This is a genomic window from Microcoleus sp. LAD1_D3 (assembly GCF_036702135.1).
In the GTDB taxonomy this organism is placed as follows: Bacteria; Cyanobacteriota; Cyanobacteriia; order Cyanobacteriales; family Microcoleaceae; genus Microcoleus.
The window spans coordinates 19,229-45,397 of the sequence record NZ_JAUBSB010000028.1 but is presented as its reverse complement, the minus strand read 5'-3'; the positions used below and the strand labels follow the sequence as shown (position 1 = coordinate 45,397).

The window sequence follows — 26,169 nt, the reverse complement described above, 5'->3', positions numbered from 1 at the left end:
TTAAGTATGATTGCATTTATTGTACCGCGTCGAGAAGCGGGGGCTGCAGGGGGATTGCCTCACCTGCGGTTCAGGTTGCTGGGTGTGGCTGGGTGCGATCAACCTTTTTTCCCTACGGTTTGGCGCAGCAACCGAGAAGCCAATTGATTAGAATGGAGAGCAAAAGTTATATCTATCATTAACATAGAGGTAGCCTGAATGCCTGGATTAGAAGTATTGTAGTCAGTTGAGTTTCTCAATCTAAAAGGCAAACAAGTTGCTGTATTAGATGTCGAAACTTGGCAACCACTCATCAAATGGTTAGAGAATTTAGAAGATTTGCCAATTGCCAAACAAGCATTAAATGAGTTAAAAGCTGCTGGCGGAAATCGCGATCGTGTCGGTTGGTTGAAATGGGATGATGTGAAGCGGAGCTAGAGTGAGTAATTACACAGTTTACATCAGATAGAATCGAGATTCAAAGTGCGATCGCCCTCCCTCTCAAAAAGGCCTCCAATCAAAATAACATTATGAAATTCACCCTAGATGTAGAAAACAACCCTACAGGCTGGCCAGACCATAATCAGCTACCCGAATCCGACGGCACTTTTGTGAAAAATTTCCAAGAACATCCCCAAAGCATTCTGTTAACCGATTCAATTACTCCCGTCTTCCAAAGCATTCATCCAGATGGTAACTATTGTATCGGTCAAGACAGCGGCATTTATTGGCGATTAACTGAGCCGCTAGAACGGGGTGCGGAAGCACCGGACTGGTTTTATGTGCCTAATGTCCCGCCAACTATTGACGGTCAATTGCGCCGTTCTTATGTGATGTGGCAAGAATTTGTAGCACCGTTAATTGTGTTAGAATTTGTATCGGGCAATGGTGCAGAAGAACGGGACAGGACGCCTTTGTTGCGTTCCGGTCAACAGGAAACTAAGCCGGGTAAATTCTGGATTTATGAAAATGTCATCCGTCCGGCATTTTACGGGATTTATGAAGTAACTAAGGCTAGCGTTGAAGTCTATCACCTGATCGAAGATAGGTATCAATTAGTTGCTACAAATGAGCGCGGGCATTATCCCGTTGAACCGTTAGGAGTGGAATTGGGAATTTGGCAAGGAAGGTATCAAAATGTTGAGTTACCTTGGCGGCGCTGGTGGGATAGTCAAGGGAATCTGTTGTTATCGGGAGCAGAAAGAGCCGATCGCGAACAAGAAAGAGCTCAACAAGCAGAAGACCAATTAGAGCAATTGCGCGCTCAGTTGCGATCGGCTGGAATTGAACCAGAATTGTGAGGGAAACCATTGCTGGGAGGGGATTGGGGGAATAAAGGTAGATGGCGCGGATTTGGCGATCGATCAAATCAAGGGCGAGAGCTATTGAAAATCTACTGCTTTATAAAAAGTCTCAACCGCTACTTGACTTTTTATTCAATCTGCGGTATGTTAGCTGTCAGCGGGTTCTGGAAAAATACCAGGAAAGTACAATGACTAATAGCTACACAACCCCAGAATTGTCACCAGACGAACTGACGCTGCACTTAATAGCCAGCGGGATCATCAAACTGTGCGAAACAATTAAAAATGGCAAAGCGCCAACTTTACCTTATCCAAAAGAACTTCAAAGAAGTCTAGATCGGTTAGTTTTGCTATGCTTGCGTCAAGGTAAAACACCGCCACAATCCCTTCCCGATTTGCTTTTTTGGTGTCGCCAACCCTTAGCAGAATGGCCTCTGCAACTGCCAGAAAATGCAGGTAAAGCGGACAAACTACTAAACGGACAAATACCGACAAATATTTGCGATGAATGGGCGATTGCAGGCGCAGATGTCGAAGCAGAATTAACCCAGAAACAGCTATTATTAAACGTCATGCAAATCTGCAAGTCAGTCGAAGCACCTGACTCCTACGCAGCATTTCGGCATTTGCTCATTAGTAAACCCGTACTCACCGAATTTGAGTTTCTACAGCAGTGTGCAGAGCCACTGCTAACAAGACTTGAGGAACAAATTCGCGCTGCTTACGAACCCGCCCCTGAATCCTGTGCTGTAAACGGTGACTTTTACTGCTGCTCAAACTGCGGAAATATTATGTTCCGCACTGAAAAAGGCAATCTAATTTGTGCCGAAGAACGCTGTCGCGCTAAAGGTGTCAGCGAACAGGGAAAGGCGTTTCCCCAAAAACAGCAAGTTCTTTGGCTGAAACGAGGACTGCGGCGCTTTATTGCAGCACCAGGTCGCGCTGAATTGCGGCTGGCAGAAAGCCTCGAAAAGTTAGGAAAATCTCGGCTTAAAGTGGAACTGTGGCCGAACTTTGATAGCTACGATTTGCGAATTGTATTTAATGATGGAGAAGCGTGGGCAGTTGATGTAAAAGATTGGGCTGATCCATTTTTATTGGGAAATAAAGTTAAGCAGCAAAACCCGCAAATTCCCAATACTCCACCCTGGAAACAAGGATATTTTGTCTTCCCAGACGATCGCCGAGAACAGCGATCGGATTATCTGCGAGCATTTAGCAACCAATGTCCACTTCCCAAATACATTAAAGCAAAGTTTGAGAGCGACTTCATAAAAGACGTAAGAAACAAGCTGCGGAGGAATAAGTAAATGCGCGACACAAGTAAATGGCGGCAGAAACTGACAGTTCGGTTACGCGATCGCTGGCCGTCAACAGAAACAAGTTTAAATCCAGCTATGTTTTGCGACATCGAACTGGGACTTTATCTGATGTCGCAGCTAGCACCAGCAACCCCAGCACGCGCTCTGTGGACATTGCTAACTGGCTATCCGTTTGCGATCGCCCAAACACAGCATTGGAGCAAACAGCAGTATCAAATGTTAGGCAACGCACGCTATATTTTGACCCAATTTAGAAGCGAATACAGTTGGAAGCGAGCCTTAGGACACTATTGCCAGATCGATGAACTGCTTCGAGGTTACGATATAGATGAAGCTTTAGAAGCATTTTATGACCGCGAAATTAGCTTTTGTTCTGACCGCAAGCATATTTACGCCAAAGCTCTCCAACAACCTTTACCGCACAGGAAAGAAAGCGTGCGCTGGGCCGACACAGGTCGATATCAGTGCAGCGATCGCGGATATCGGATTAGCGTTGAAATCCCAGACGATTTAGTATTTCCACCGCCACCTGCACACAACTTAGCAGGGAGAACAGAAAGACAGGCAATTACTGTTACCTGGGATGATTTAATTCAAACAGCGCGCTGGATGGATACTCAATTTTATGCCAAGTGGGAAGAACGTTTATCGAGGGTGCGTTTAGAGTTATTCGGTGAAGATGGCGTCACTCTCAGTAGCGCTGATACTTTTACCGTAGACGGATTAATGCACCTAATTGGTATGGTATCTTCCGGGAAATCAACTTTAATGGACGTGCTAGCAGTTTACGGCGCAAAGAACAATTTTCACGTTACTTTAGTAATAGGAGATGTCATCGGAGCGTTAAATAGAGCTAAACTATTCACCCAATTAGGTATCAGCGTTGCTCCCATTTTAGGAGCCTCAAATCGCGAAAGACACACCAACCGATTGCACCGCGCGTGGAATGCAGAAAACCCCTTAGAACCGCTCAATCAAGAACATCCAGGTTTTCGGTGGCTGAGTACAGCTTGTCCTTTAAGCGAACTGCGTCGAGATGTTGCAAATCCCTTTCAAATAAGCAAGTATCCCTGTCAAAATCTCTATTCTACTGCTGACGAAGACGAAGCACAACCTAACGCCAACACAACTTATGTTTGTCCTATTTACAGTGCTTGTCCCTTTCATCAAGCACAGCGCGACTTGGTAGAGGCAAAAATTTGGATTGCGACACCTGCAAGTTTAGTTTATACTCGCGTTGCCAAACAAATAAATTCCGAGCAAATTCGTTTTGCGGAATTGGTGTTTCGCCACAGCGATATAATCATTGTAGATGAAGCCGACCAAGTACAAGTGCAATTGGATAGCTTGTTCAGTCCCAGCCAAACGTTGATGAGTCGGGGCAGGGAGGCTTGGTTGAGCCGAATTCAGCAGCAAGTTGTCCAGCAACTAAATCAGGAAGGACGCGGGCAACTTGCCGATCTAAATGTAGACGGATGGTGCAAAGTTCACGATATTGCTCAGACAGTTACGAGTCGAATTTATGCTTTGATATTAAGTCAAAAACCAGCGCTGCGGGAGTGGAGCGAGAAAGGCGACTACTTCACAGATTGGCTGATACTCGAACAAGTCGCGATCGCACTTTCGGGAGCCTCAAAAGAAACGCGGGATTCCGATCCTGGTTATCTCCGGCTGCGGCAGTTGTGCGATCTCTATCTCAACGACCCGCTGGGCGACAACAGCACTCATCCCCTCTCGGAACTGACGCGCCAATTGATCACAACCGCTAATGAAGACTTAGTGCGACAGCATCTAAACGAATGGATTAACCAGAACAAAGAGTCTAGCGTTACACTAACAGACCAAGAACTAAAAAATGTTCTCGTCCGACTGGAATTTGCCTTATTAGTAGCAGTTCTTTCAAACCGACTCAACTCCCTGCTACGCGACTGGAAAAACGTTGAAACACCGCTAAAATTAGAAGGAGAAAGCTCGCTTTTATTTCACACTCCGCCCAGCGATTACGAAGCAATTATTCCAGCAGCACCGATGGGAAACGTACTCGCATTTCAATATGTAAAATCAACAGAAAACGGGTCAGGAGATTTACGATTTTTTAAATGTCTGGGCGTTGGTCGCTGGCTGCTGCTGCACCTGCACGAACTATTTGCCAGCGACGGCATAGTTGGGCCTCACGTTTTGTTGCTCTCAGGTACAAGCTGGGCTGGTAAAGCACCTGGATATCACGTACAAATACCAGTAGCCGGAGTGCTGCATTCTCCCGATGCAGAATTGCAGGCAATTCAAGACAGCTATTTTGAATTTATGGCTTTGTACGACAAAGAAAATCGTCCAATTACTGTCTCGGGTGCCAAAGGACACGGGCGCGCGATCGCCCTAAAAGAACTGCTCAATCAATTATCACAGCCAAGTGGTTTAGGAGGTCCGAGTCGGTTAGAAGTAGAACGCAACCAACTACCAGAAGGCAGACAGCGGGTTCTATTACTTGTCGGCAGTTACGAGCAAGCAAAATTAGCACAAGAACACCTAGAAACTCTCCGTTATGACTGGCGCGGTCAAATTTTGCGCTTAGTTCCTGACGATGACGAATTTGACAGTCAATGGCGCAACAATGAGTCAAGTTTACAGCGGAATCTCGTGGACAAATTTGCCAGGACAGGATCGTGGATTTTGATTGCACCGCTAATGGCAATTGAACGCGGACACAATATTCTCAACGAAGAAGACAAAGCAGCAATTGGTGCAGCTTATTTTCTAGTTCGTCCCCACCCCCGCCCCGATGACATCAGCTATGCCATTCATTCTATCAATCGTTGGGCGATCGAACATTACGCAAATCTTGAATGGCTAACCGATAATTGTGATAATGGTTTACTGACACTTGACAGAGTTGGAAACACTTTCCGCGATGCCGCTTATAAGCGCTGGCGCTATTTGTTGCGGTTGCCAATGATTTACAGTACACTCCCCGATAATGAACGAGAAGCTGTGACGTGGAATCAATTAGTTTCTATCTGGCAGGTTATCGGCAGATTGATCCGTGGAGGCAGTCCAGCGCGCGTATTCTTTTGTGATGCTGCTTTTGCCCGCCGCACTGCATTTCAAGACGAACAAAGTGAAGAACCGCAGACCAGTCTTTTAGTTAGTATCAAAGAAGTTTTGCGCCCTTATTTCATACCTGGTTCAAACCCGCAAATTGCACAGAGAGACAGGGAACTTGTACAGGCACTTTACGGCCCTTTTTATACAGCTATTGAACAAATAGGAGGTATTGCTGAATGACTTATAATGAATTGCGCACTCTTTCCTTCCGGCTAGCATCCCAGAATACAGTTGGACAAGATACTTTTAACATCCTCAAATTTCCCGAAGCATGGAAGAACGAACTCCGAAGTTTACAAGCCGAAATTAAAAATCGCCCAGTCGATCAAACTAACGTGCCTATTGGCTTGCTCAACAAAGCCATGCGAGCATTAGTTCCCGACCTAATTCATATTAGTCCCAAAGCTGCTCAAAGTGACGCGACATCTTGGCTGTACAGTACAACACCTATCGATTCAAAGGCGCTATATCTCATTTTAAATGCTTGGGTAAAAACACAATTTTCTAAAGCATCTGAGACAAGCATTACTAATTTGCTTAAAAAACTCAAAGCCGATGATTTGCTGTGGCAGCCAACAGCAATCGATGTAAATGAGTGGACTACAGAACCCAACGGTACAGCTAAATTAGGAAGCGACAATACTTTTATCTTGCTGCCTCATATTTTAGCAGCAAAATTGAGCCAGGATAATGTAACAATTCACTGGCATTCAGAGGTTTTGCGGTTTCGGCGCGCACCTATGCTTGGCACGCAAGGATCGGAATTAGTATCTTGGCCGCCAATGAAGTACAAAAATTGGTATTGGTCTGTTGTCATTACATTTACAGTGCAAACAGTACCTTTCCAAAACTTTCCTGTCATCCACTGCGACCTCAGCGTGAGGCGTTGGGGCAGTTTGCCAATTCAGTCTTTACCACCAGACAAAGAAACTAGCGTTTATTTACTGACCAGCGTGCCTTGGCTGGAAGGAATTCCCAATTCAAATAGTTTCCAAGTAGCACCAATCGCCTGGGAACGAGTGCCATCCTCACAACAACAAGAAGGTCAATCAAAATACCGCATGAAATGGGGGAGCAATTTAGCGCCATTACTTGACAAACTCCAGCCTCGAAATCCATTTCCAGCACCCCAAGATATCGCCAACAATCCAGTTTCAGCCCTCAATCTTAACGGCAGTCCCAGTGCTGCACTGGTTTACCGCAATGGCATAAATCCCGAGCATGGCGTTGGTCCTGGATTAAGTCCAGCAGACCGTCGCTATTTAGCCGAAAAAATCGCTGAACTATTAGCACCAGAGTGGGAGTTTGTCGAACCGCTTCAAAGGGTTAACTTTAAGCCTGCGGTTCCGCAAAATCCTTTTTTACCAAACTCTCAAGCCAAGCAAAAGCATACCTCTATCGAATTACAAAATCAACGCTGTATCGCTATTCAGCAAACTGTTGGCGAGCAGCTAACCGTAGAAATTTGGTACCAGCAAAATGATACAAAAGATGCTTTAGTTAAAGCTATGGGTGAATGTTTGGGAATTCCAGAATCTGCGTCACTGCCCTACAAATTTCCCGATTCAGAATTTACATTAAATATAAGTACGCAGGTTTTGGGCGCGGTTGGGGATGAATTGAAACTCGATTCTGGTATCAAAGACAAAAAAGAGCAGCGCCGTCAAGCTATCTGTCAGCGGGGTGAAGAAGTTCAGAAAGAAATTCAGAAAAAAGCGTCGCGCACATCGGGAGTCACCGTGGCTTTTATTGAGCTTGACACTGCAGAAAGTTTTTCGGGAAATACTGACCCAAAAGACGCCATCCGCAGGGGATTTGCTTTATCTCAAAGGTTAACGCAATTTATCAGCACTGAAGGTACTGGAAACTTACCCCATCGCGCTTTAAACGGATTTTTGGATCTGCTGCGTCAGCTAGGAGTACAGCCGGCCCCCCCAAATATCATTATTCAACAGCAGAAACAGAGGGTTGACAGCAAAGGGAAAACTAAAAATATTCATCAGAGGTACGATTTTTCAGAAAAGCTCAACTATGTTGGTCTTTGGATGATTAAACAAAATTCGCCTACATCTGCTGACGGCAGTATTCAGCGCGTGCCGGTGATGGTGTACATGGCAGCGAATACAACTGATATAAAAGCCATTGCTCCGGGCTTTAATACTTGGTTGTCCTATCGAGAATGTCTGCTGAAAATAGCTGGCGGTGAAGCGAAAGGATTCAATCGTTTGTCCGAGGCAATGATGCGATTTGTCAAGCCAAAATTACAGGAAGTTACTGCACTGGGAGACACACTTTTAATCTGCCACGCCCAAAATTTGCGAAGTGCTTGGCAATGGCTGAACAATCGAAATATTACCCCCGATCGAGTTGCTTTTGGAAAAGAAAATCCGCTAGACATAACCCGTGTCGATCGAAATCTTCGGATCGTGCGCGTGCGCGACAGTCAGGGCCACGAAACACCAGAATGGTATGCACCAAAGGGGGACGAACAGGGATGGACTAAGGGTCTGTTTAAAATGGGCGATCGAGTTTTTGCCAGCACCTACAACAAGCCCAAGCAGTTTCAAACTCCTCTCAATTTATCAAAAGTATCTTCATCCACCACTACAAAAGGTAGGGAATTAGAAGCATCACCACACCGTTATTTCTGGAATCCTGGTTTAGTTGAACTAACTGTTGCTTGCATTCAGCCTAATGATGAGATATTTCCTTGGGCTGCCCTGACTCACGAATTGCGGCATTTAGCACTGCACTATGACGAAGCGCTAAAACTACCTCTACCCCTCCACCTCGCCAAGCAAATTGAAGATTACGTGTTGCTGCTGGAATTAGATGAGTCTACCGGTACCTAATTATTTTGTATTTATGAGTTGCCAAATTTCAACTGACAGAGGCGTTTGAAATATTCAGGACATCGTGCAAGATTCCCCTTAATACCATGCAGCAAAACCGATCGCACCTCAAATCCCCCGCACCCTCCCACCGCCCCCATTTCCCAAAATAATGTAACGAGTTGTAAAGTATAATTAAACCGAAGCGAACACAGAGGCCAAGTAGTATCAAATGCGAGTTGCGCCGGAGCAGGCTTAGTAGGACTATCCTGCGCTTATCTTACCGACGCAGGCCACACCCCTATCCTCCTAGAAAGTCGGGATGTACTCGGCGGCAAAGTTGCCGCCTGGAAAGATGCAGAGGCGACTGGTACGAAACCGGCCTCCACATCTTCTTCGGTGCATACCCAAATATGCTGCAACTCTTCAAAGAACTCGATATTAAAGACCGGCAGCCGAAGATTCATCGCCATGTCCAAGGCGCTCAACTTCATCGCTCCCCACAAAATATTCGCAACCATATTATAAGTCGCAGAAAATTTTAACGCTGCCTTCTTAATGACTGCCACCAACGCAGTTTCAAATTGCGATCGACCCGAATAAAAGCAATTGTGAGATTAGTTATTATAATAAGTGAGAACTAAATACCATCGGATTTTTTGCCTGAGGAAATTAAGGGCGATCGCACTCGGCTGGTCTATTTCCTTCCAAGGGCGATCGCAATTGAGCCCGCAACCGCACCTAACAGTTACATAATGCCTCTCGCTCCGGAACATCGATCGCTCCTATTGAAGCTAAAATCGAACAACAACCAAAAATAAATCTATGGGACTCTTTGACAAGATTCGCGGCGAATTTGTCGATATCATCGAATGGTTAGACAATACCAGCGACACCATTGCCTATCGATTCGAGCGTCACCAAAACGAAATTAAACAAGGTGCTAAACTAACTGTACGACCAGGACAAAGAGCAGTCTTTGTCAGCGAAGGCCAAGTGGCCGATGTCTTCGATCCGGGAATGTACGAACTGTACACCCGCAACTTACCCATTCTCAGCACCTTAAAAGGTTGGCCCTACGGTTTCAACTCTCCCTTCAAAGCAGAAGTCTACTTTTTTAACACCAAAATATTTACCAACCTGAGATGGGGAACCTCTAACCCTGTAATTATCCGCGATCCAGAACTCGGCCCAGTGCGAATGCGGGCTTTTGGCACATACAACATTAAAGTTTCTCATCCCGAACAACTCTTAAAACAACTCATCAGCACTGACGGACTATTTCAACTAGATGAAATCAGCGATCAACTCCGCAATACAATAGTCAGTGCCTTTGCCAATTGGGTTGGCAATTCCCGCGTTCCCCTGCTAGACTTTGCAGCCAACTACACCCACATGGGCGAACAGGTGCGAGTTGCCATAGAGCCAAGTATCCAGCAGTTTGGGTTAGAGTTAACTCAGCTATTAATTGAAAATATCTCGATGCCGCCTGAAGTTGAAGAAGCACTCGACAAACGAGCCTCAATCGGACTTCTGGGAAATATGCAGCAATATACCCAATATCAAGCGGCTAACGCCATAGAAGCATCAGCAAATAACCCTAGCGGCGGCAATCAAGCATTAGAAATTGGCATGGGCATGGCAGTAGGCCAACAAATGACAAATATGATGCAGTCACCAGCATCGCAAACTCCGCCGCCACCTCCCCCGCCAACACAACATCAGTGGTATATTGCCCAGAACGGTCAACAATTAGGCCCTTTTGAATTGCATCAACTTCTGCAAAATGGTTTGACACATCAGGTAATGGTGTGGCGTGCGGGTTTTGACGGCTGGAAGTTAGCATCGCAAGTGCCAGAATTAGCATCTTTGTTGGCGACAGTACCGCCGCCTCCCCCGCCAGCCGCCGCCTAAAATTTTGCATATTTAGTTAATTGGTAATTGTAATTGGTATGCTTTCCCGATTACCGATTACCAATTACATCACCAATTAACCATTATGAATACTTCGGAACCTGCTGTTAAACGTTTTCCCTGTCCTAGCTGCGGGGCTTATTTAGAGTTCAACCCCCAAGCAGGAAAGCTCAAGTGTGCTTACTGCGGCTGGGAAGATGCAATTCCCCAAACTGCTGAAGAGGTAAAGGAGAACTCTTACGAACAATATCTCCAAGTCGATCGCACGACGCTGACAACTTTATCAACAACAGCCCTTGAAGTAAAATGCAATGATTGCGGAGCAAGTGTTACTTTTGAACCGCCGAAAGTAGCGGGTAAATGCCCATTTTGTGCTTCTCCAATTGTGACCCAACCTGCAAAGGCTAGCCCTAGCGTGCAGCCAGAGGGAATTGTTCCTTTTGAAGTTACTGATAAACAGGCCAGAGAAAGCATTCAGAAGTGGCTCAGCAATCGCTGGTTTGCTCCTTCTGCTTTGAAATCCCTAGCGCAACAGGAGAAAATTCAAGGGGTTTATTTGCCGTTTTGGACTTACGACACTTATACGGTTAGTTACTATCAGGGTTCTCGCGGAGAACACTACTACGTGACTGAAACTTATACGGAAACAAACTCGCAGGGCGAAACTGAAACTAAAACTCGCCAAGTGCAACATACCAGGTGGTGGCCTGCTTCTGGCAGAGTCGATCGCTCTTTTGATGATATTCTGATTCCCGCTACAAGTTCGATCGATCGCCCCCGCCTCGATGCGTTAGAACCTTGGCATCTCAAGGAGTCGCTGCGCGCTTACAATTCATCTTATTTAGCTGGGTTTGAAGCGCAGCGATCGCAAGTTTCTCTCACTCAAGGATTTGAATCTGCTAAAAATGTCATGGCCGGTACTATTCACTTCGATGTTTGTAGGAATATTGGTGGCGACGAGCAGCGGGTTCACAGCATTTCTACTGATTACAATGCTATCACTTTTAAGCATATTTTGCTACCTGTGTGGTTGTGTGCCTATCGCTATCAAAACCAGCGATATCAAGTAATGGTTAATGCACGCACCGCGGAAGTTCAAGGCGAACGTCCCTACAGTGTTTGGAAAATTACTGCTGCTGTTGTTAGCGGTGTCGTGCTTGCGGGTGTTATGTACCTATTGTTTACTGGTAATTGGAGATATATCCGTGTTCCCGGTCTGCCTCAACCGCAACCTCAACCAACTTCCCTACCTGTACCCAGCCAAAAATTACCGCCAGTTCCTATTCCCTCTACCGCACCTGTACCCAGCCAAAAATTACCAACAGCGCCTGTTCCCTCTACCGCACCTGTACCCAGCCAAAAATTACCGTCAGCGCCTGTTCCCTCTTCACTGTAGCAATTCTGGATGGAACACTCACTGGAGGCGGCGGAGGCATCGTCGTCGGTGTAGTAGTCGCGATCGAGGTCAATCGATTTTAGATTTTAGATTTTAGATTTTAGATTTTAGAGGCGACCCCACGGATAAATGCGGGGGCTTGAGGATTTTCGATTTTCGATTTTGGATTGATTCCACGGATAAATCACGTGGCGGGTACCATCAAGAAATTCTTGGTCAGTAAAATTAACTCAATCATTATTTCCTCCGAATCTATAAATTTAAGGTAAATCTACCTTAAGGAGTACACAAGAGGGTTTTTACGTAGATTTTTTAAAACACCTAAATTAAATGGAATTTGTTCTATTTAATTTAGGTGTTGCTTTAAGGATAGATTATGGGTACAGTCGATTTAATTGTACTGAGGATTTTAATAAAAACAAATAAATTTTTCAGGAATAATAGATAAAACCCGAAATATCGAAATTTAAAAACACTTCAAAAACTGCATTTTATAGCATATCAGACATACTAAAATAGCTAGCTTATGTAAATATATTTTATCAATAAGTAAAAAATTTAATTAGTACAAAAAACGAAATTTTAATAACAGAATAGGAGGATAAGTTGTATGAATCAAAATCAAATTAAATGGTTTGCCGCAGCTCTAATGCTAATAGACCACATCGGATTGATGCTTGAAGCAGAACCCATGCGTATCATCGGCCGCCTGAGTTTTCCGTTGTTTAGTTGGGTGTTTGCTCAAAACTGGAAACGACCGGGGGACAAAAATCCTCTAATTACTCGACTGATATTATTTGGGGTACTTTCTCAAATACCTCATATGTTACTTTTTGGCAATTTACAGTTAAACATCATGTTTAGCTTTGCCGTAGCAGCACTAACTTTGAGCTACATCCGACGCTTCGATCGCAAAATTGCAGTTTTAAGCACAGGTTTAGTAAGCGCTCAAATTTTAGGAGTGAGTTACGGCTGGTATGCAGTGGCTTGCCCGCTATTGATGATTAGGTGGAAAGGAGGAGGCGATCGCCTTTGGTGGTTCTGCTGGACTATAGCAAATATCGGATATGCCATTAGTTGCCAAAGCTGGATTCAAATTTTCGCTATATTGACACCGCTAGTTCTGGCATACTACGATACCTCTAAAGACCAAAAACCAACGGCTTTAGAAAAAAGATTTTTCTATTATTTTTACCCACTACACCTGGGAGGGCTAGCGGCACTGCGAACAATTGTCTAAATAAGATTGGGGATTCTAATTAGTTCATTGTTGATTTTTTATTTAAACGAACTACAACCGCGTCTCTGAGCGATCGCTCCCAGAAGAGCGCGATCGCTTTCTAAACTATATTGCCAACATTCAACTCACCGAGGCGCTTCAAAATACTCAGCACGCTGTACAAATCATTCCCCGGATTGAAAAGGTAAAACTTCCGAGAAAAAGCGTACTGTGGTGTTTCCCGCTTAACTAACTTGACAAATAGAAAATCTGCCCCATTCATTAACAATCCGTAAGTAGGTCGATCGGCAGTCAGATTAGCTAACATATAAGCCAGTAACTGCGGAATCCCGACCTCCAAAGAAAACGCAGCCTTCTTGGACTCGATCACCACTACCCAAAACTCCTGAAACAAAGCCAAAACATCCAACTGTCCTCTGACAATCATTCCTTCATCTTCGTCAATAATTTCTACAGACTTTTCTGAAGTAACATGAAAAGGAGCGAGATAGAAATCAGCTAAATCCAAAAACGGAGACAGCACAACCATTTTGACTGTATTTTCTAGAAGTGGCGGATGTTTGAGCAAATTCCTGTAACTTGCCTTCACTCTGTCCAGCCGCTGTTTTTCAGCTTCCGAGATTTCTGGCAAATCATCTTGCCACTCGCGAAAGAATTGGTCATCTTCAACCCACTCAATTTTGAAGTTGGTTTCCAAATCATTCAGTGCAATATTTCTAGCTTGAATTGTTTGTACCATCGTTTTACACTAAGTTTAAAGTCTATACAAATTGTGTAGTAAGGTGTGCGTTGCCACCTTACAAATGGATTCTTGGCCTAATTACTGCCTCTATTAACTCTTGCTTTCCAACGCATCAACTCTCTTTTCAAGTTCTAGTATCCTCTGAATCATGGGTACACCTTCTACAGAATCTAGGTGTTTAGCTAGGGCGCTAACTATGACATCAGTTTGAGATATGCCCGTTTGCTGAACATATCTTTTGAGCTTGCTAAAAAGACTAGGAGGAACTCTAACAGCTATTTGAGATTTTTTACTCGGAGGTAGACCCTTGAGTTTGGGTTCTACACTTAATGGTTCCACTGCTTCTAGTGGGTGATTTACTTTGTAAACTTCAAAGTCTTTTTCTCTAATTGTGAAAATCCGTCTGTTAAAATACTCCTGATTTCCTTCAGTAAAAGTAGGGGGAGCACCATCTTTTAATTCTGCAGAGCCCAACAGGATTTGACCTTCTTGCTGAAGCTCTGAAAGACGTTCTTTAGAGACCCCTTTTCTGCTACAAAAATCTACTTCGCTCTCTCGCACCCAAGGCATTTTACTGATCTCTTCCTCTTCTACAAGCCAGACAATTTTAGCTTCGTGTACTAACGTCTCGTCTCTGACAAAACTGCCCATAATTTTTACCTCTATGTGGATGATAACCAGATTATAGCACGCATGGCACATATGGCATTGCCATAAGTCAACTACGCCAAAAATAACTCAGATCATCCCCGCACTCCTCACCTCCACCAGCCCCATTTCCCAAAAAAATGTAACGAGTTGTAAAGTATAATTAAACCGAAGCGAACACAGAGGCCAAGTAGTATCAAATGCGAGTTGCGATCGCCGGAGCAGGCTTAGCAGGACTTTCCTGCGCTAAATATCTTACCGACGCGGGCCACACCCCCATCCTCCTAGAAAGTCGGGACGTACTCGGCGGCAAAGTCGCCGCCTGGAAAGATGCAGATGGCGACTGGTATGAAACCGGCCTCCACATCTTCTTCGGTGCATACCCGAATATGCTCCAACTCTTCAAAGAACTTGACATTGAAGACCGGCTGCAATGGAAAGAACACTCGATGATTTTCAATCAGCCGGAAACCCCCGGAACCTATTCCCGCTTTGACTTTCCCGACCTTCCCGCCCCCTTCAACGGCGTTGCAGCCATCTTGAGCAACAACGATATGCTCACTTGGCCCGAAAAAATCCGCTTCGGTATAGGTTTGATTCCGGCGATGCTTCAGGGTCAAAAATACGTCGAAGCAATGGACAAATACTCGTTTTCCGACTGGCTCAAAAAGCAAAACGTCCCCCCCAGAGTGGAAAAAGAAGTATTTATCGCCATGTCCAAGGCGCTCAACTTCATCGACCCCCACGAAATATCCGCAACCATACTGCTGACAGCCCTCAACCGCTTCTTGCAAGAGAAAAACGGCTCGAAAATGGCCTTTTTAGACGGTTCCCCCACAGAGAGGTTGTGTCAGCCGATGGTAGACTACATAACTGAGCGCGGCGGTGAATTACGGCTGAATGCACCCATCAAAGAGTTTTTGCTCAACGATGACAACACGGTGCGCGGCTTCCACATTCGGGGAGTAAAAGGGGCAGAGTCAGAAATTCTGACGGCCGATATTTACGTCTCCGCGATGCCGGTTGACCCGCTGAAGTTGATGATGCCGAAACCTTGGGGCGAAATGGATTATTTCAAACAGCTCGAAGGCTTGGAGGGAGTACCCGTCATTAATGTACACTTGTGGTTCGATCGCAAATTAACAGATATCGACCATTTGCTGTTCTCGCGATCGCCCCTGCTAAGCGTCTACGCCGACATGAGCAACACCTGCCGCGAATATGCCAACCCAGACAAATCCATGCTGGAACTGGTTTTAGCACCGGCCAAAGACTGGATAGGCAAATCGGACGAAGATATCGTCGCAGCGACAATGGTCGAGTTAGAAAAACTCTTTCCCGATCAAATCCCAGAACCAGCCAAACTGCTCAAATATCACGTAGTCAAAACCCCTCGTTCCGTCTACAAAGCCACCCCCGGACGCCAGCAGTGCCGTCCCACACAAACAACTCCCATTAGCAATTTCTATCTAACGGGGGATTATACGATGCAGCGTTATCTTGCAAGTATGGAAGGTGCCGTGCTTTCTGGTAAGCTGACAGCGCAGGCTATTTCAACGGCCCATAACCAATGAAAAATTAAGAATTTTTCATAAAGACGTAAAAAATCTCCCGTTTTCTAAACGGGGGAGTGTCAATTCTAATCTTTAAATTTCTTATTCTCGGATGCTGCAACTGTCAAAACTCCAGTGCATGAGAACTCTGGCTTCTGTGGATGACTCCTACGAACTGTGCCGCCAAGTCACGGCGAGTTATGCCAAAAATTTTTATTTAGGCACTCAACTCATGCCCGAAGCCAAGCGTCGGGCGATTTGGGCGATTTACGTCTGGTGCCGCCGCACCGACGAACTCGTAGACGGGCCTGGTTCTGATGCAACGACCCCTGAAACCCTCAATCTGTGGGAAAAACGCCTAGAATCTGTGTTTGCCGGCCATCCTCACGACGACTACGACGTAGCTTTGGTGGATACGCTGTCTCGTTTCCCGATCGACATTCAGCCGTTTCGAGAGATGATTGCGGGCCAGCAAATGGACTTGTACCGTAGCCGCTACGAAACTTTTGAAGAGCTCAATCTTTACTGTTATCGAGTAGCGGGTACTGTAGGGCTGATGTCGATGTCTGTCATGGGTGTAGGCGAATCGAGCTCCGCTGCTAACTGGAATTGGCATTGGGGGAGTAGAATTCCCAAAGAAGAAGCGATAGCCCTGGGTATTGCTAAGCAGTTGACTAATATTCTGCGCGATGTCGGAGAAGACGCCCGCCGCGGCCGCATTTATATTCCCTTAGAAGACTTAGCCTTGTTTAACTACACCGAAGAAGATTTATTCAACGGTGTAATTGACAACCGCTGGCGGGAATTGATGCGGTTTCAAATTCAGCGAGCTCGCAAATTATACGCCAGCGCGGAACCGGGAATTAAAGTGCTCAGTCCCGATATCCGCTGGACTGTTTGGGCTGCTACTATGCTGTACAGCAGAATCTTAAATGCGATCGAACGCAATCAATACGATGTGTTTCAGAAGCGGGCTTATGTTAGCAATTCTCAGAAACTGCTGTGTCTCCCCGCCGCTTGGATGAAGTCAAAAGTGCTTTAGCCGCAGGCAATTTTGCTGGCGATTCGGCAACGGGTAAGGGGTATTTGTCAAGTTACAAATTATTATGATGTCCAGCAAATTGCATATTAGGTTTGTGGGGACGCGGTAGTGGCGTGTCCCTACGTTTGGTGTGTTAATTTAAGTCAAATTATAAGTCAAATTAGTGGAGTAGCGGGCGGAATTTGCAATTGGGCGATCGAACTTTCTAACAATTGCTTTTCCTGCTGGAGTTTTGCTTCTAAATTTTGAATTTGTTCTCGGCGGGCTTCAACTTCAATCAAGCGGCGAGACAATTCTTGACTCTGCAAAGTGAGAGATTGCCTCCAATCTTCTGCTTTTTGCGCTTCTTGCTGCAAAAAATCGGGAGTAAAGCCTGTTGTTAAATATTTCTCTACTAATTGTACTACCCAGTTTGTAGCTGCTTGAATATGCAAAACCTGGCTATTTTCGTCAACATTTGTTAAAACTAGCATTCCTTCATTTAAAATATTAGTTGCAGAGTTAATGTGATTTTGAGCAAAATCGTTCGGTAATGTCAAAAAACTTTCTTCACTAAGAATAGCCCAAGTATGATCCGAATTTTGGCAAGCCAGCAATTGCAGACTTATCTCGCCTAAATTTTCCTGATTTTGTACTTTTGCTAAATATAGCATAAGGGTTATTAGTTATTAGTTATTAGTTATTCGTAACTGGTAACTGGTAATTGGTAAAAACAGCTATCCGTGTATCCGTGCATTCCGTGTCGTGCTGTTGGTTATTGGTAATTGTATGATTTACGATCTCGTAGGGGCGGGTTTTACCAACAATATATGCCTGAAACTAACTATCTCGTAAACCCGCCCTGGCCACAGTCAACAGTCAACAGTCAACTATTAAAACACCTTTAGCCGATCGCGCAAAATCTCCGCTTGTTTTTCGGCTTCCGCCAAAGCATCCCTCGCCCCCTGAACCACATCAGGAGTAGCCTTATCCACAAACTTCTGATTAGTCAAACGCGCCGCAGTATGCTTAATTTCAGCTTCCACCTTGCTCAACTTCTTCTCTAATTTAGCACGCAAAGCCGCCAAATCAACCACCCCAGCCAGAGGAATCAATACTTGCACAGTACCGACTACCCCAGCAATTGTCTGTCCCAAATCTGCATCCACACTAGCAGTAACTGTCAGATTTTCGACTTTTGCCAAATCCTGAATGTAAACACCTCCATCTGAGATGATGTGGCGTTCTTTCTCGCTTTCGCTTTGCAAAATCGCCGTCACCTTCACACTGGGTTTGATATCAGCATCTGCCCGCAAATTGCGAATAGTGCGAATTGTACCAAACAATAACTCAAACTGCTGTTCCAATTCAGCATCAATTAGCGAGACATCCGCTTCAGGATAAGCTTGCAAAGCCAAACATCGATCGTCACCTGTTTGAGTCAGAGTGTGCCAAATCTCCTCAGTAATGTGTGGCATAAAAGGATGCAGTAGTTTCAGAATCCCTTCCAAAACAAAAGCAAAAGTTTGCTGTGCCACTTTCTTAGAATTTGGTTCAGCATCCTGCTGCAAGCGAGACTTGACTAACTCAATATACCAGTCACAGAAATCGCCCCAAATAAACTCATAAAGTCCCTTCGCCGCTTCCCCCAAACCGTAATTTTCCAAACAATTGCGGCTTTGTTGCACAACTTGATTGTAGCGAGACAGAATCCAGCGATCGCACAATTCCAAACCACCTCCCACAGAAGGACTTCCCAACTGCTGGGGCGTCTGTCCCTCCAAATTCATCATCACAAACCGCGCCGCATTCCACAACTTATTCGTGAAGTTCCGGGAAGCTTCCACTGATTTCGATTCATCAGTTTTGCGATCGTACTCCATGCGAATATTTTGACCGGCCCCTACCACTTCCTTAACCAAAGTGTAGCGCAAAGCATCAGTACCGTACTTACCAATCAACAGCAACGGATCGATACCGTTGTTTTTACTTTTAGACATTTTCTGACCGTTTTCATCCAACACCAAACCGTGAATGTAAACAGTATCAAAAGGCATCTTTTCAGTAAAATGTCCCGCCATCATCGTCATTCTAGCCACCCAGAAAAAGATGATATCAAAACCTGTAACCAAGGTAGTTGTCGGATAGTAAAACTCGAAATCTTTAGTTTCGTCCGGCCATCCCAGAGTTGAGAAAGGCCACAACCCGGACGAAAACCAAGTATCCAATACGTCTGGATCTCTTGCTAGCTGCACGTCATTACCAAATTTAGCCGTTGCTTTTTCCCTAGCTTCAGCTTCAGTTTTCGCCACCACAAACGGCGTTGTATCAGTAATTTCTCCTTGGGTTTCGCTAACAGCATACCAAGCCGGGATTTGGTGTCCCCACCACAATTGGCGGGAGATACACCAATCCTTCAGCTTCACCAACCAATCGCGATAAACCTTTGTCCATCTTTCAGGAACAAAGACTGGTGAGTTACTTTGATCTAATGCTTCTAAAGCACGTTTAGAAAGAGGATCTATCTTGACAAACCATTGCGTAGATATCAAAGGTTCGACCGGAACTTTGCCGCGTTCGCTGTAGGGAACTGTATGCTTATAATCTTCTATTTTAACCAAAACCCCGTCTGTTTCTAACCGCTGCACCACATTCTTTCTGGCAACAAATCGGTCTTGTCCCTGGAACTCTCCGGCATTTTCATTTAAAGTGCCGTCCTTATTCATAATGTTAATAAACGGCAAATTGTGACGCTTACCCATCTCGAAGTCATTTGGATCGTGGGCGGGAGTCACCTTGACACAACCAGTTCCAAAAGTCGGATCGACAAACTCATCAGCAATGATTGGAATTTCGCGATTTACGATCGGCAAAGTGACAGTTTTACCGATAAGATGTTTGTAGCGATCGTCCTTGGGATTCACCGCAACCCCTGTATCGCCCAACATCGTTTCCGGCCGAGTCGTCGCCACCTCCAAATAACCAGAACCATCCGTCAAAGGATAGCGGAAATGCCACAAATGGCCTTCAACTTCCTGCTGGTCTACCTCCAAATCCGACACAGCAGACTGACTAGCCGGACACCAATTCACCAGGTAATTGCCGCGATAAATCAGCCCCTCATCGTACAGACGGACAAACGCTTCTAAAACCGCAGCGGATAAGCCTTCATCCATCGTAAAGCGTTCACGCGACCAATCGACAGACACGCCCAAACTGCGTAATTGATTAGTAATAGTATTGCCCGATTCAGCTTTCCACTCCCAGGCCCGTTCCAAGAATTTTTCTCTACCTAAATCGTGGCGAGTTTTGCCTTCTGCTTTGAGTTGCTTTTCGAGAATAGTTTGAACGGCGATGCTAGCATGATCCGTTCCCGGCAACCACAGGGTATTGCGTCCAGTCATGCGGTGATAGCGGACGAGGACATCAATCAGCGTCTCTTCAAAAGCGTGTCCCATGTGGAGGCTGCCGGTGACGTTGGGTGGCGGGATAACTACGCAGTAAGGTTCGCCGCCTTTTTCGGGGTCAGCTTTGAAGGTTTGGTTGTCTTCCCAGTATTTTTGCCACTTGGCTTCGGTGGCTTGGGGGTCGTATTGGGGGGGTAGGTTTGCGGTCATGGTGGCTTGAGAGTTTGATCTTATTTAAGATTGTGCCATAGAAGGGAGGAGAAGAGTTTTGAACCGCATCCGCGTCAGAGGCAGAGGGAAGAGCGATATTCAAGGCGGGGCGGGTTTACGTTAAAATGAAGGTAAAATTAAAAGGTTTGATGGCATTATGAATGTAGCAGCACTTCGACATCAAATCGATCGATGGCTCGATCGACTCTCTCCAGAACATCTGGCATTGGTTGCGAGTTTTATAGAGTTTCTAAGCCAAAAGCAACGTCAGGGGGTAATCATTTCGCAAAATAATCTGCCAGAGGTTTTCTCAGCAGAAATCCAAGAGATGCCTCCTGCTAATTCTTTTAGTATTCCAGAACCCTCAGAAATTGACGGAGAGGGCCAATCTAAAGCAGCGCTTCTACAAGATTTTCGGCAAGCTTGGCACGAAGCCATGACTGGGCAAACCATTTCGGTTGCTCAAATGTGGGAAGGAATTGAAGAGGTTTCGACATCTTCAGTGGTTAAATCCTTTTAATATCTTATTTGCCAGAAATCCCTAATCCAAAACCCGCCTTCTCTCGGAGAAAGCCACGATTTTGCAGAGAAACCGGTTTTCTTTTTGCATTAGTCCTACTGGTAAAACAAATTGCAATAATTAAGAATCGCAATGAATAACAGTTATCAAACTCCAGGAATTGCGTTTTTTGTTCTCAAACTCAAACAAAAGTTTGTAGTTTGTAGGTGGGTTTAACATCGTATAGCAACACGGGCGACTGCTATACCTCCATTACTTCACCTCCTTATAATCCACCCCATAACTCGTATCTCTGCCCGACAAATACGTCGTTTTCCCCGTTAAAGTCTCCAGAGTTTTTTTCGTTTCAGCCGAAGTAATCGAATTCAGTGGCACGCCGAACTTGCTAGCCAAACCAGCCGCCACGCCCACACCTTGTCCTTGATAAATATTCACCGTCGCTATTCGCCCGACGGATACAGCCATACCGACATAACCGGACGATCGCCCCACAATGGCTAAATTCTTCACTTTGCTAGCTAAAGCGCTTTCTATCCCGAAATTATAGACTGGCAGCGGCGGAATTCTCGCAGATAAATTCTTGACTCCGCCCCGCATATCGAAATCGTAGGAAAAACTGCCGATCGACTTGGACGCTGCTGTTCCCCCTTTGATAATCTCCTTCCCCGTCAGCGGATCTACCACATCGCGAACGTTCAAAGTGTGCCTGATATAAATCTCGTCTGGAATAAATACTCTCACATCTTTACCAGACTTCTTTTGTAACCAGTGTTGGAGATGTGACATTTCTTTAATCATCTCAGGAGTCGGTTTTCTGCCGTTAGCTTCCATCTTCATGATTTGGGGAACTTGGTATTTAAACAGAAACCCGTTCCAGGACAGCACATTTTTGTTATAAACGCAGACATTGCCCTTATCAAAAAAGAATCCTTTATTTTGGCTAAAGGGCAGGTTTCTGTCTATGTGATATGCTGCACCTATAGCTACGCTTCGGATGTCGTAGCCATCTGTATATGGCTGATAAATCGTACTCCAGAAATTCCTCATCCAGAATTTTGTACTAGCCGGATCTTTAGATTTTGTAATGCTTTCTTTAATCTTTTTTACCAAAGGCCGATTGTATAGAATGTCATCTTCTATGCTGCGGAATTCGGACATTGTTATACCCGTAATTCTCGGAACTATAGAGACTGCTAAAGTTTCATTTTTGGATTTGATATTTTGAGATTCATATCCTGTATAATAAGATAATCCGGCTTTTCGAGCTAATTCCGCGTCTTGAGTTACGTCAATAAAAGAGTTGGCTTTAATTCTTAAGGTGCTGCCTTTTACTGACGCATATTCGATTTTTTTATCGACGACGTGGGGAGTAAGAGTTGAGTTGGAAATAACTCTTACTTTTGCTGCTGAAAGCATTTGCCTGAGAGCTTGATCTGCCCTTTTTGGGTCTAAGCAAGATTCGCGCGCATTCGCTTTATCTAAGAATTCCTTAAAACATTGGGCGTAGGGTTGGCGGTGCCAATTGGGGATTTTATCTAAATCGATGTAAGCTAAACCGCCGCGGGTGAGTAAGCCGCCCAAAGGTGCTCTTCCGTAGTTCGATCGCACGATCGCAACTTTGCCCTTTGCGCCTAAAGTCTTCTTAGCCCATATCGCCGCACATATCCCCGGTACTTCATCGCCATACACTACTACATCGAACTTTTGCTCCGGTGATTTTTTGGGAGTTACCGGAGGCGGGCTGCTGGATTTTTGCGGCAGAGTTCCATTGTCTAAGGTAGCACTTGCTGGGTCTCTATTTGCGATATAATTTTGTATTTCTCTGAAAGCCGGATAATTAAGTAAAAGTTCTAGGGCGGCAAAGATGATTGCAATTGAAGCTAGTTTCTTGAAAGTAGAGAGCATTCAGTTGACTCGTTTATAAATTTGCATTACCTGAAAGCGCAGTTCAGGGTTTACGGAGTTGAATATAGCACGTTTAGATAATTTCGACACAAGTTTAAATTTTCCGGGAACCGTGGTAAACGAATCTTCTCAACCCAAACCTGGTGATGCTGTGCTTGGCAGCCAAAATGTTACAATTACACCAATCACAAATTGAAACATAAAAAACATGACTTTTGAGGCGGTTTTAAATCTTGTTAAGCACTTGTCTCTAGCCGAAAAGTTACGATTGATTAAGTGGATTGTTCCTGAAATAGAACGAGAATTAGTGGTTCGGCCCGCTCCCCGCAAATCATTGTGGGGTTTATGTGCTGACTTGGGAATTGCACCTTCTGCCGCTGATATAGATGAAGCTCGCAGCGAAGAATGGGCGAATTTCCCAAGGGAGGATTTCTAATGCTGCGTGCTATAGCTGATACTCATGCTGTTATCTGGTATATCTTTGCCGATTCACGACTTTCGGTGACTGCTAGAACGACAATAGAAGAGATAGCTGCCGAGGGGAATCAGGTGGCTTTTTCATCAATTACATTAGCAGAAATTGTCTATCTGAGCGAGAGAGGGCGGATTAATTCAACCACTCTCGATCTATTATTGAGAGTAGTTGAGAGCGATGATGCCTTATTGGTTAAAATTCCTTTCGATCGCAATATAGCTTTGACTTTAAGGCAAGTTGACCGATCGCAAATTCCCGATTTGCCCGATCGCATTATTGCTGCTACTGCTTTGTATCTTAATGTACCCGTTATTAGTCGCGATCGCCGGATTCAATTATCGAGGATTAAATATGAATAATACAAATGTTATTACCTGGTCTGAGATAGAAGATAGAATGAAATCTATGATAGGTGAGTTTCTGGATTTTTATGAAGTATTTGAGCGACTTATTCCTGAATATACATGGGGATTAACTGATGAATACATCGAAGAAATAGCAAAGTTTAGAGTCTTAGAATGGCTGAAGAATGCGTGGAAATTATTGGTGAAATCAGGAAGGGTTAATTATTCCACTCAAACTGAATACTTTCAGGCATTACTTTACTGTATATCTCTTTTTTATTTATATGCTGAATATAGCGGATTAGACATTGTTGGTTATGATTTATTTTTGGATATTGCTGATTTCAGCGGAATTCATATATGCAATTTACAACAAATAATAGATGAAAATAATAGAAATAAAACTACTGCAGATAATTGCGAATATGAATTTAATAGAGAAACATTTAACTCGATTGACAATGTGAATCGAGAGGTAGTAGCAATCTTAATAGAACATTTTGGGAGTAGATTAAGGTTATCTGACTCTATTCAAAAAAGCATTGAAAGTATGCAGTTAGATTATGATTTATATGAGAATGATGACACATTTGGCCAAGCTGAGACTGAAGCTATAAATGAGCTAATAAAAATAGATATGATTACTGAAAAATGGGAAGAAATAGAGGGTGATGAGGTTAGAAAAGCTGCACTCACATTAGTTCATTACTTTCAAGGTGAAATGATCGATATAGAAGAAGAGATAAAACCTATGATTAATCAAGACCACCAGGATTTTCAAACAAACAGATTTAGAAATATGAAATATGACACTATATCTCCTAAATACCTGTTTTCACAGTCAACTTTTGAATGGATAACAAAGTGGGAAGATAAAACTAAATCCTCGCTTTTTCCAACTTATATAAATTACGCTAAATTAGTTGAATATGTAGAAGAACCGTTCAATAGACTTTGCTATTTAGTGTCAGCCAAACTACCATTACAACTTTCAGCTCTACCGGGAGATGCAAAATGGAATGAAGCTGAATTAGAAAAAGAATTTGGCTATTTTAAACTTTGCTATATCCGCCTTAATCGTAATTATATTACCTTTGGCTATTCCAAAGAAATCTATCGTTCAATTTTTCTTAATGTTTTGCAAACCAAACCGGATGAACTCCAAGAAGTTATTATCAAAAACCAAGAAAAACATGATATACTGGATGTATCAAACACTGAGTGTTTTATTACAAAAAATGAATTAATTAACCTATCTACCAGTCAGTTAAGCCATCAAATAGCACAATTTTTTATAAATCATATAGATCTAATTTTGTTAGCAACTTTAGACGCTCAAAAGATGGCTATCAATGACCCCTTGTATTCCTTAGTCAATGAATCAAAGCTAAATCCAAAATATACTCTATCCAACTGTGCGGAAGAAACTGGCTTGAACGAAACAGAACTCAAGATATGGATACAGGCTATCCACCGCAAGAAACAAGCCATATTACAAGGCCCGCCCGGAACCGGAAAAACTTTCATTGCCGAAAAACTAGCCAAACATTTAATCGGTTGTGGTGACGGTTTCTCAGGCATTATCCAATTTCATCCAGCTTATACCTATGAAGACTTCATTCAAGGCATCCGCCCGCAAAGTCAAGATGGGCAATTGACCTATCCCATAGTTCCCGGTAGATTCATCGGATTTTGCAAAAAAGCTGAGTCTTGTCAAGGCACTTGCGTTCTCATTATTGATGAAATTAATCGTGCAAATTTATCTCAGGTATTTGGAGAGTTAATGTATTTGCTTGACGATCGCGATCGCACCGTTAAATTAGCCAGTGGCGAAGAATTTAGAATCCCTAAAAATGTCCGCATTATCGGCACAATGAATACAGCAGACCGTTCTATTGCCTTAGTCGATAACGCACTCCGCCGCCGCTTCGCATTCATTCCGGTCTATCCAAACTATGAAGTGCTGCGACAGTATCACCACAGAGAGGAAACAGGTTTTTCAGTTGATAAATTAACTAGCATTCTAGAAGGTGTCAATCAGGCAATTAACAACAAACATTATGAACTAGGCATCTCCTTCTTTTTAACCAACCCATTAAATGAAGATATTATAAAAGACATTTGGCAAATGGAAATTGAGCCATACCTCGAAGAATACTTCTTTGATAACCAGGCCAAAATGGATGAGTTTATCTGGGATAAAATTAAGAAAAAGTTGGGCTATTGACAATCTAACGCCGTCATTAACGCCGATAC

Annotated in this window: 19 protein-coding genes and 1 pseudogene; 15 read left to right on the top strand and 5 right to left on the bottom strand. The window is 44.1% G+C overall.

What is annotated here, in order from left to right; translation table 11 throughout:
• The first annotated feature begins 6 nt into the window (after nt 1–6).
• The 9 genes and pseudogenes from QUA74_RS17055 to QUA74_RS17015 all read left to right on the top strand — a co-directional run bounded on the left by QUA74_RS17055 (nt 7) and on the right by QUA74_RS17015 (nt 13,088).
• Nucleotides 7–147, top strand: coding sequence for a hypothetical protein (locus QUA74_RS17055; protein ID WP_333331222.1), 141 nt, complete (start codon nt 7–9; stop codon nt 145–147).
• A 362-nt stretch (nt 148–509) separates the two neighbouring features.
• On the top strand, nt 510–1,280 hold the full coding sequence (locus QUA74_RS17050) for a Uma2 family endonuclease (protein ID WP_333331218.1): 771 nt from the start codon (nt 510–512) through the stop codon (nt 1,278–1,280).
• A 191-nt stretch (nt 1,281–1,471) separates the two neighbouring features.
• Nucleotides 1,472–2,593, top strand: a complete 1,122-nt coding sequence (locus tag QUA74_RS17045; protein ID WP_333331215.1) for a pPIWI_RE_Y domain-containing protein — start codon at nt 1,472–1,474, stop codon at nt 2,591–2,593.
• Nucleotides 2,594–5,887: a pPIWI_RE_Z domain-containing protein gene (locus QUA74_RS17040; protein ID WP_333331212.1), complete on the top strand. Its 3,294-nt coding sequence runs from the start codon at nt 2,594–2,596 to the stop codon at nt 5,885–5,887. It begins immediately after the preceding gene.
• Complete coding sequence (locus QUA74_RS17035; protein WP_333331209.1) at nt 5,884–8,559, top strand: pPIWI_RE module domain-containing protein; 2,676 nt, start codon at nt 5,884–5,886, stop codon at nt 8,557–8,559. The genes QUA74_RS17040 and QUA74_RS17035 overlap by 4 nt, the downstream gene beginning before the upstream one ends.
• 219 nt (nt 8,560–8,778) lie before the next feature.
• Nucleotides 8,779–8,990 (top strand): annotated as a pseudogene (locus tag QUA74_RS17030) (FAD-dependent oxidoreductase); the annotation flags it as partial.
• Nucleotides 8,991–9,363: 373 nt separating this feature from the next.
• Entirely contained in the window at nt 9,364–10,452 is a 1,089-nt protein-coding gene (locus QUA74_RS17025) for an SPFH domain-containing protein (RefSeq protein WP_333331207.1), read from the top strand.
• An 85-nt stretch (nt 10,453–10,537) separates the two neighbouring features.
• Nucleotides 10,538–11,848: a hypothetical protein gene (locus QUA74_RS17020; protein ID WP_333331204.1), complete on the top strand. Its 1,311-nt coding sequence runs from the start codon at nt 10,538–10,540 to the stop codon at nt 11,846–11,848.
• A gap of 610 nt (nt 11,849–12,458) precedes the next feature.
• The gene (locus QUA74_RS17015; RefSeq protein WP_333331201.1) at nt 12,459–13,088 is read left to right on the top strand and encodes a TraX family protein; all 630 of its coding nucleotides are present in this window, start codon (nt 12,459–12,461) and stop codon (nt 13,086–13,088) included.
• Between the two features lie 100 nt (nt 13,089–13,188).
• Here QUA74_RS17015 and QUA74_RS17010 read toward each other — a convergent pair whose 3' ends face one another.
• Nucleotides 13,189–13,827, bottom strand: a complete 639-nt coding sequence (locus tag QUA74_RS17010) for a restriction endonuclease subunit R (protein ID WP_333331198.1) — start codon at nt 13,825–13,827, stop codon at nt 13,189–13,191.
• Nucleotides 13,828–13,920: 93 nt separating this feature from the next.
• On the bottom strand, nt 13,921–14,481 hold the full coding sequence (locus tag QUA74_RS17005) for a DUF6009 family protein (RefSeq protein WP_333331196.1): 561 nt from the start codon (nt 14,479–14,481) through the stop codon (nt 13,921–13,923).
• Between the two features lie 197 nt (nt 14,482–14,678).
• On the opposite strand from QUA74_RS17005, the gene pds reads away from it, so the two are divergent.
• Nucleotides 14,679–16,052: a 15-cis-phytoene desaturase gene (pds, locus tag QUA74_RS17000; RefSeq protein ID WP_333331193.1), complete on the top strand. Its 1,374-nt coding sequence runs from the start codon at nt 14,679–14,681 to the stop codon at nt 16,050–16,052.
• Between the two features lie 91 nt (nt 16,053–16,143).
• Entirely contained in the window at nt 16,144–17,073 is a 930-nt protein-coding gene (gene crtB / locus QUA74_RS16995; RefSeq protein ID WP_333331190.1) for a 15-cis-phytoene synthase CrtB, read from the top strand.
• Between the two features lie 155 nt (nt 17,074–17,228).
• Here the strand turns inward: crtB and QUA74_RS16990 are convergent, their stop codons facing one another.
• The gene (locus QUA74_RS16990; RefSeq protein WP_333331187.1) at nt 17,229–17,726 is read right to left on the bottom strand and encodes a hypothetical protein; all 498 of its coding nucleotides are present in this window, start codon (nt 17,724–17,726) and stop codon (nt 17,229–17,231) included.
• Nucleotides 17,727–17,945: 219 nt separating this feature from the next.
• The gene (locus QUA74_RS16985) at nt 17,946–20,669 is read right to left on the bottom strand and encodes a valine--tRNA ligase (RefSeq protein WP_333331184.1); all 2,724 of its coding nucleotides are present in this window, start codon (nt 20,667–20,669) and stop codon (nt 17,946–17,948) included.
• Between the two features lie 157 nt (nt 20,670–20,826).
• Here QUA74_RS16985 and QUA74_RS16980 point away from each other — a divergent pair, with 157 nt between their 5' ends.
• Nucleotides 20,827–21,189: a hypothetical protein gene (locus QUA74_RS16980; protein ID WP_333068154.1), complete on the top strand. Its 363-nt coding sequence runs from the start codon at nt 20,827–20,829 to the stop codon at nt 21,187–21,189.
• A gap of 252 nt (nt 21,190–21,441) precedes the next feature.
• Here QUA74_RS16980 and QUA74_RS16975 read toward each other — a convergent pair whose 3' ends face one another.
• Nucleotides 21,442–23,094: an FAD-dependent oxidoreductase gene (locus QUA74_RS16975; RefSeq protein ID WP_333331180.1), complete on the bottom strand. Its 1,653-nt coding sequence runs from the start codon at nt 23,092–23,094 to the stop codon at nt 21,442–21,444.
• A gap of 208 nt (nt 23,095–23,302) precedes the next feature.
• Here QUA74_RS16975 and QUA74_RS16970 point away from each other — a divergent pair, with 208 nt between their 5' ends.
• From QUA74_RS16970 to QUA74_RS16960, 3 genes are read left to right on the top strand one after another with little or no spacing between them, the layout of a single operon-like run.
• Nucleotides 23,303–23,530, top strand: a complete 228-nt coding sequence (locus QUA74_RS16970) for a hypothetical protein (protein WP_333248209.1) — start codon at nt 23,303–23,305, stop codon at nt 23,528–23,530.
• Entirely contained in the window at nt 23,530–23,928 is a 399-nt protein-coding gene (locus QUA74_RS16965; protein WP_333331177.1) for a PIN domain-containing protein, read from the top strand. Before QUA74_RS16970 ends, QUA74_RS16965 begins: the two co-directional genes overlap by 1 nt.
• Nucleotides 23,921–26,140 carry an AAA family ATPase gene (locus QUA74_RS16960; RefSeq protein WP_333331174.1) on the top strand — a complete coding sequence of 740 codons (2,220 nt, stop codon included), beginning with the start codon at nt 23,921–23,923 and terminating at the stop codon, nt 26,138–26,140. Before QUA74_RS16965 ends, QUA74_RS16960 begins: the two co-directional genes overlap by 8 nt.
• Nucleotides 26,141–26,169 lie beyond the last annotated feature (29 nt).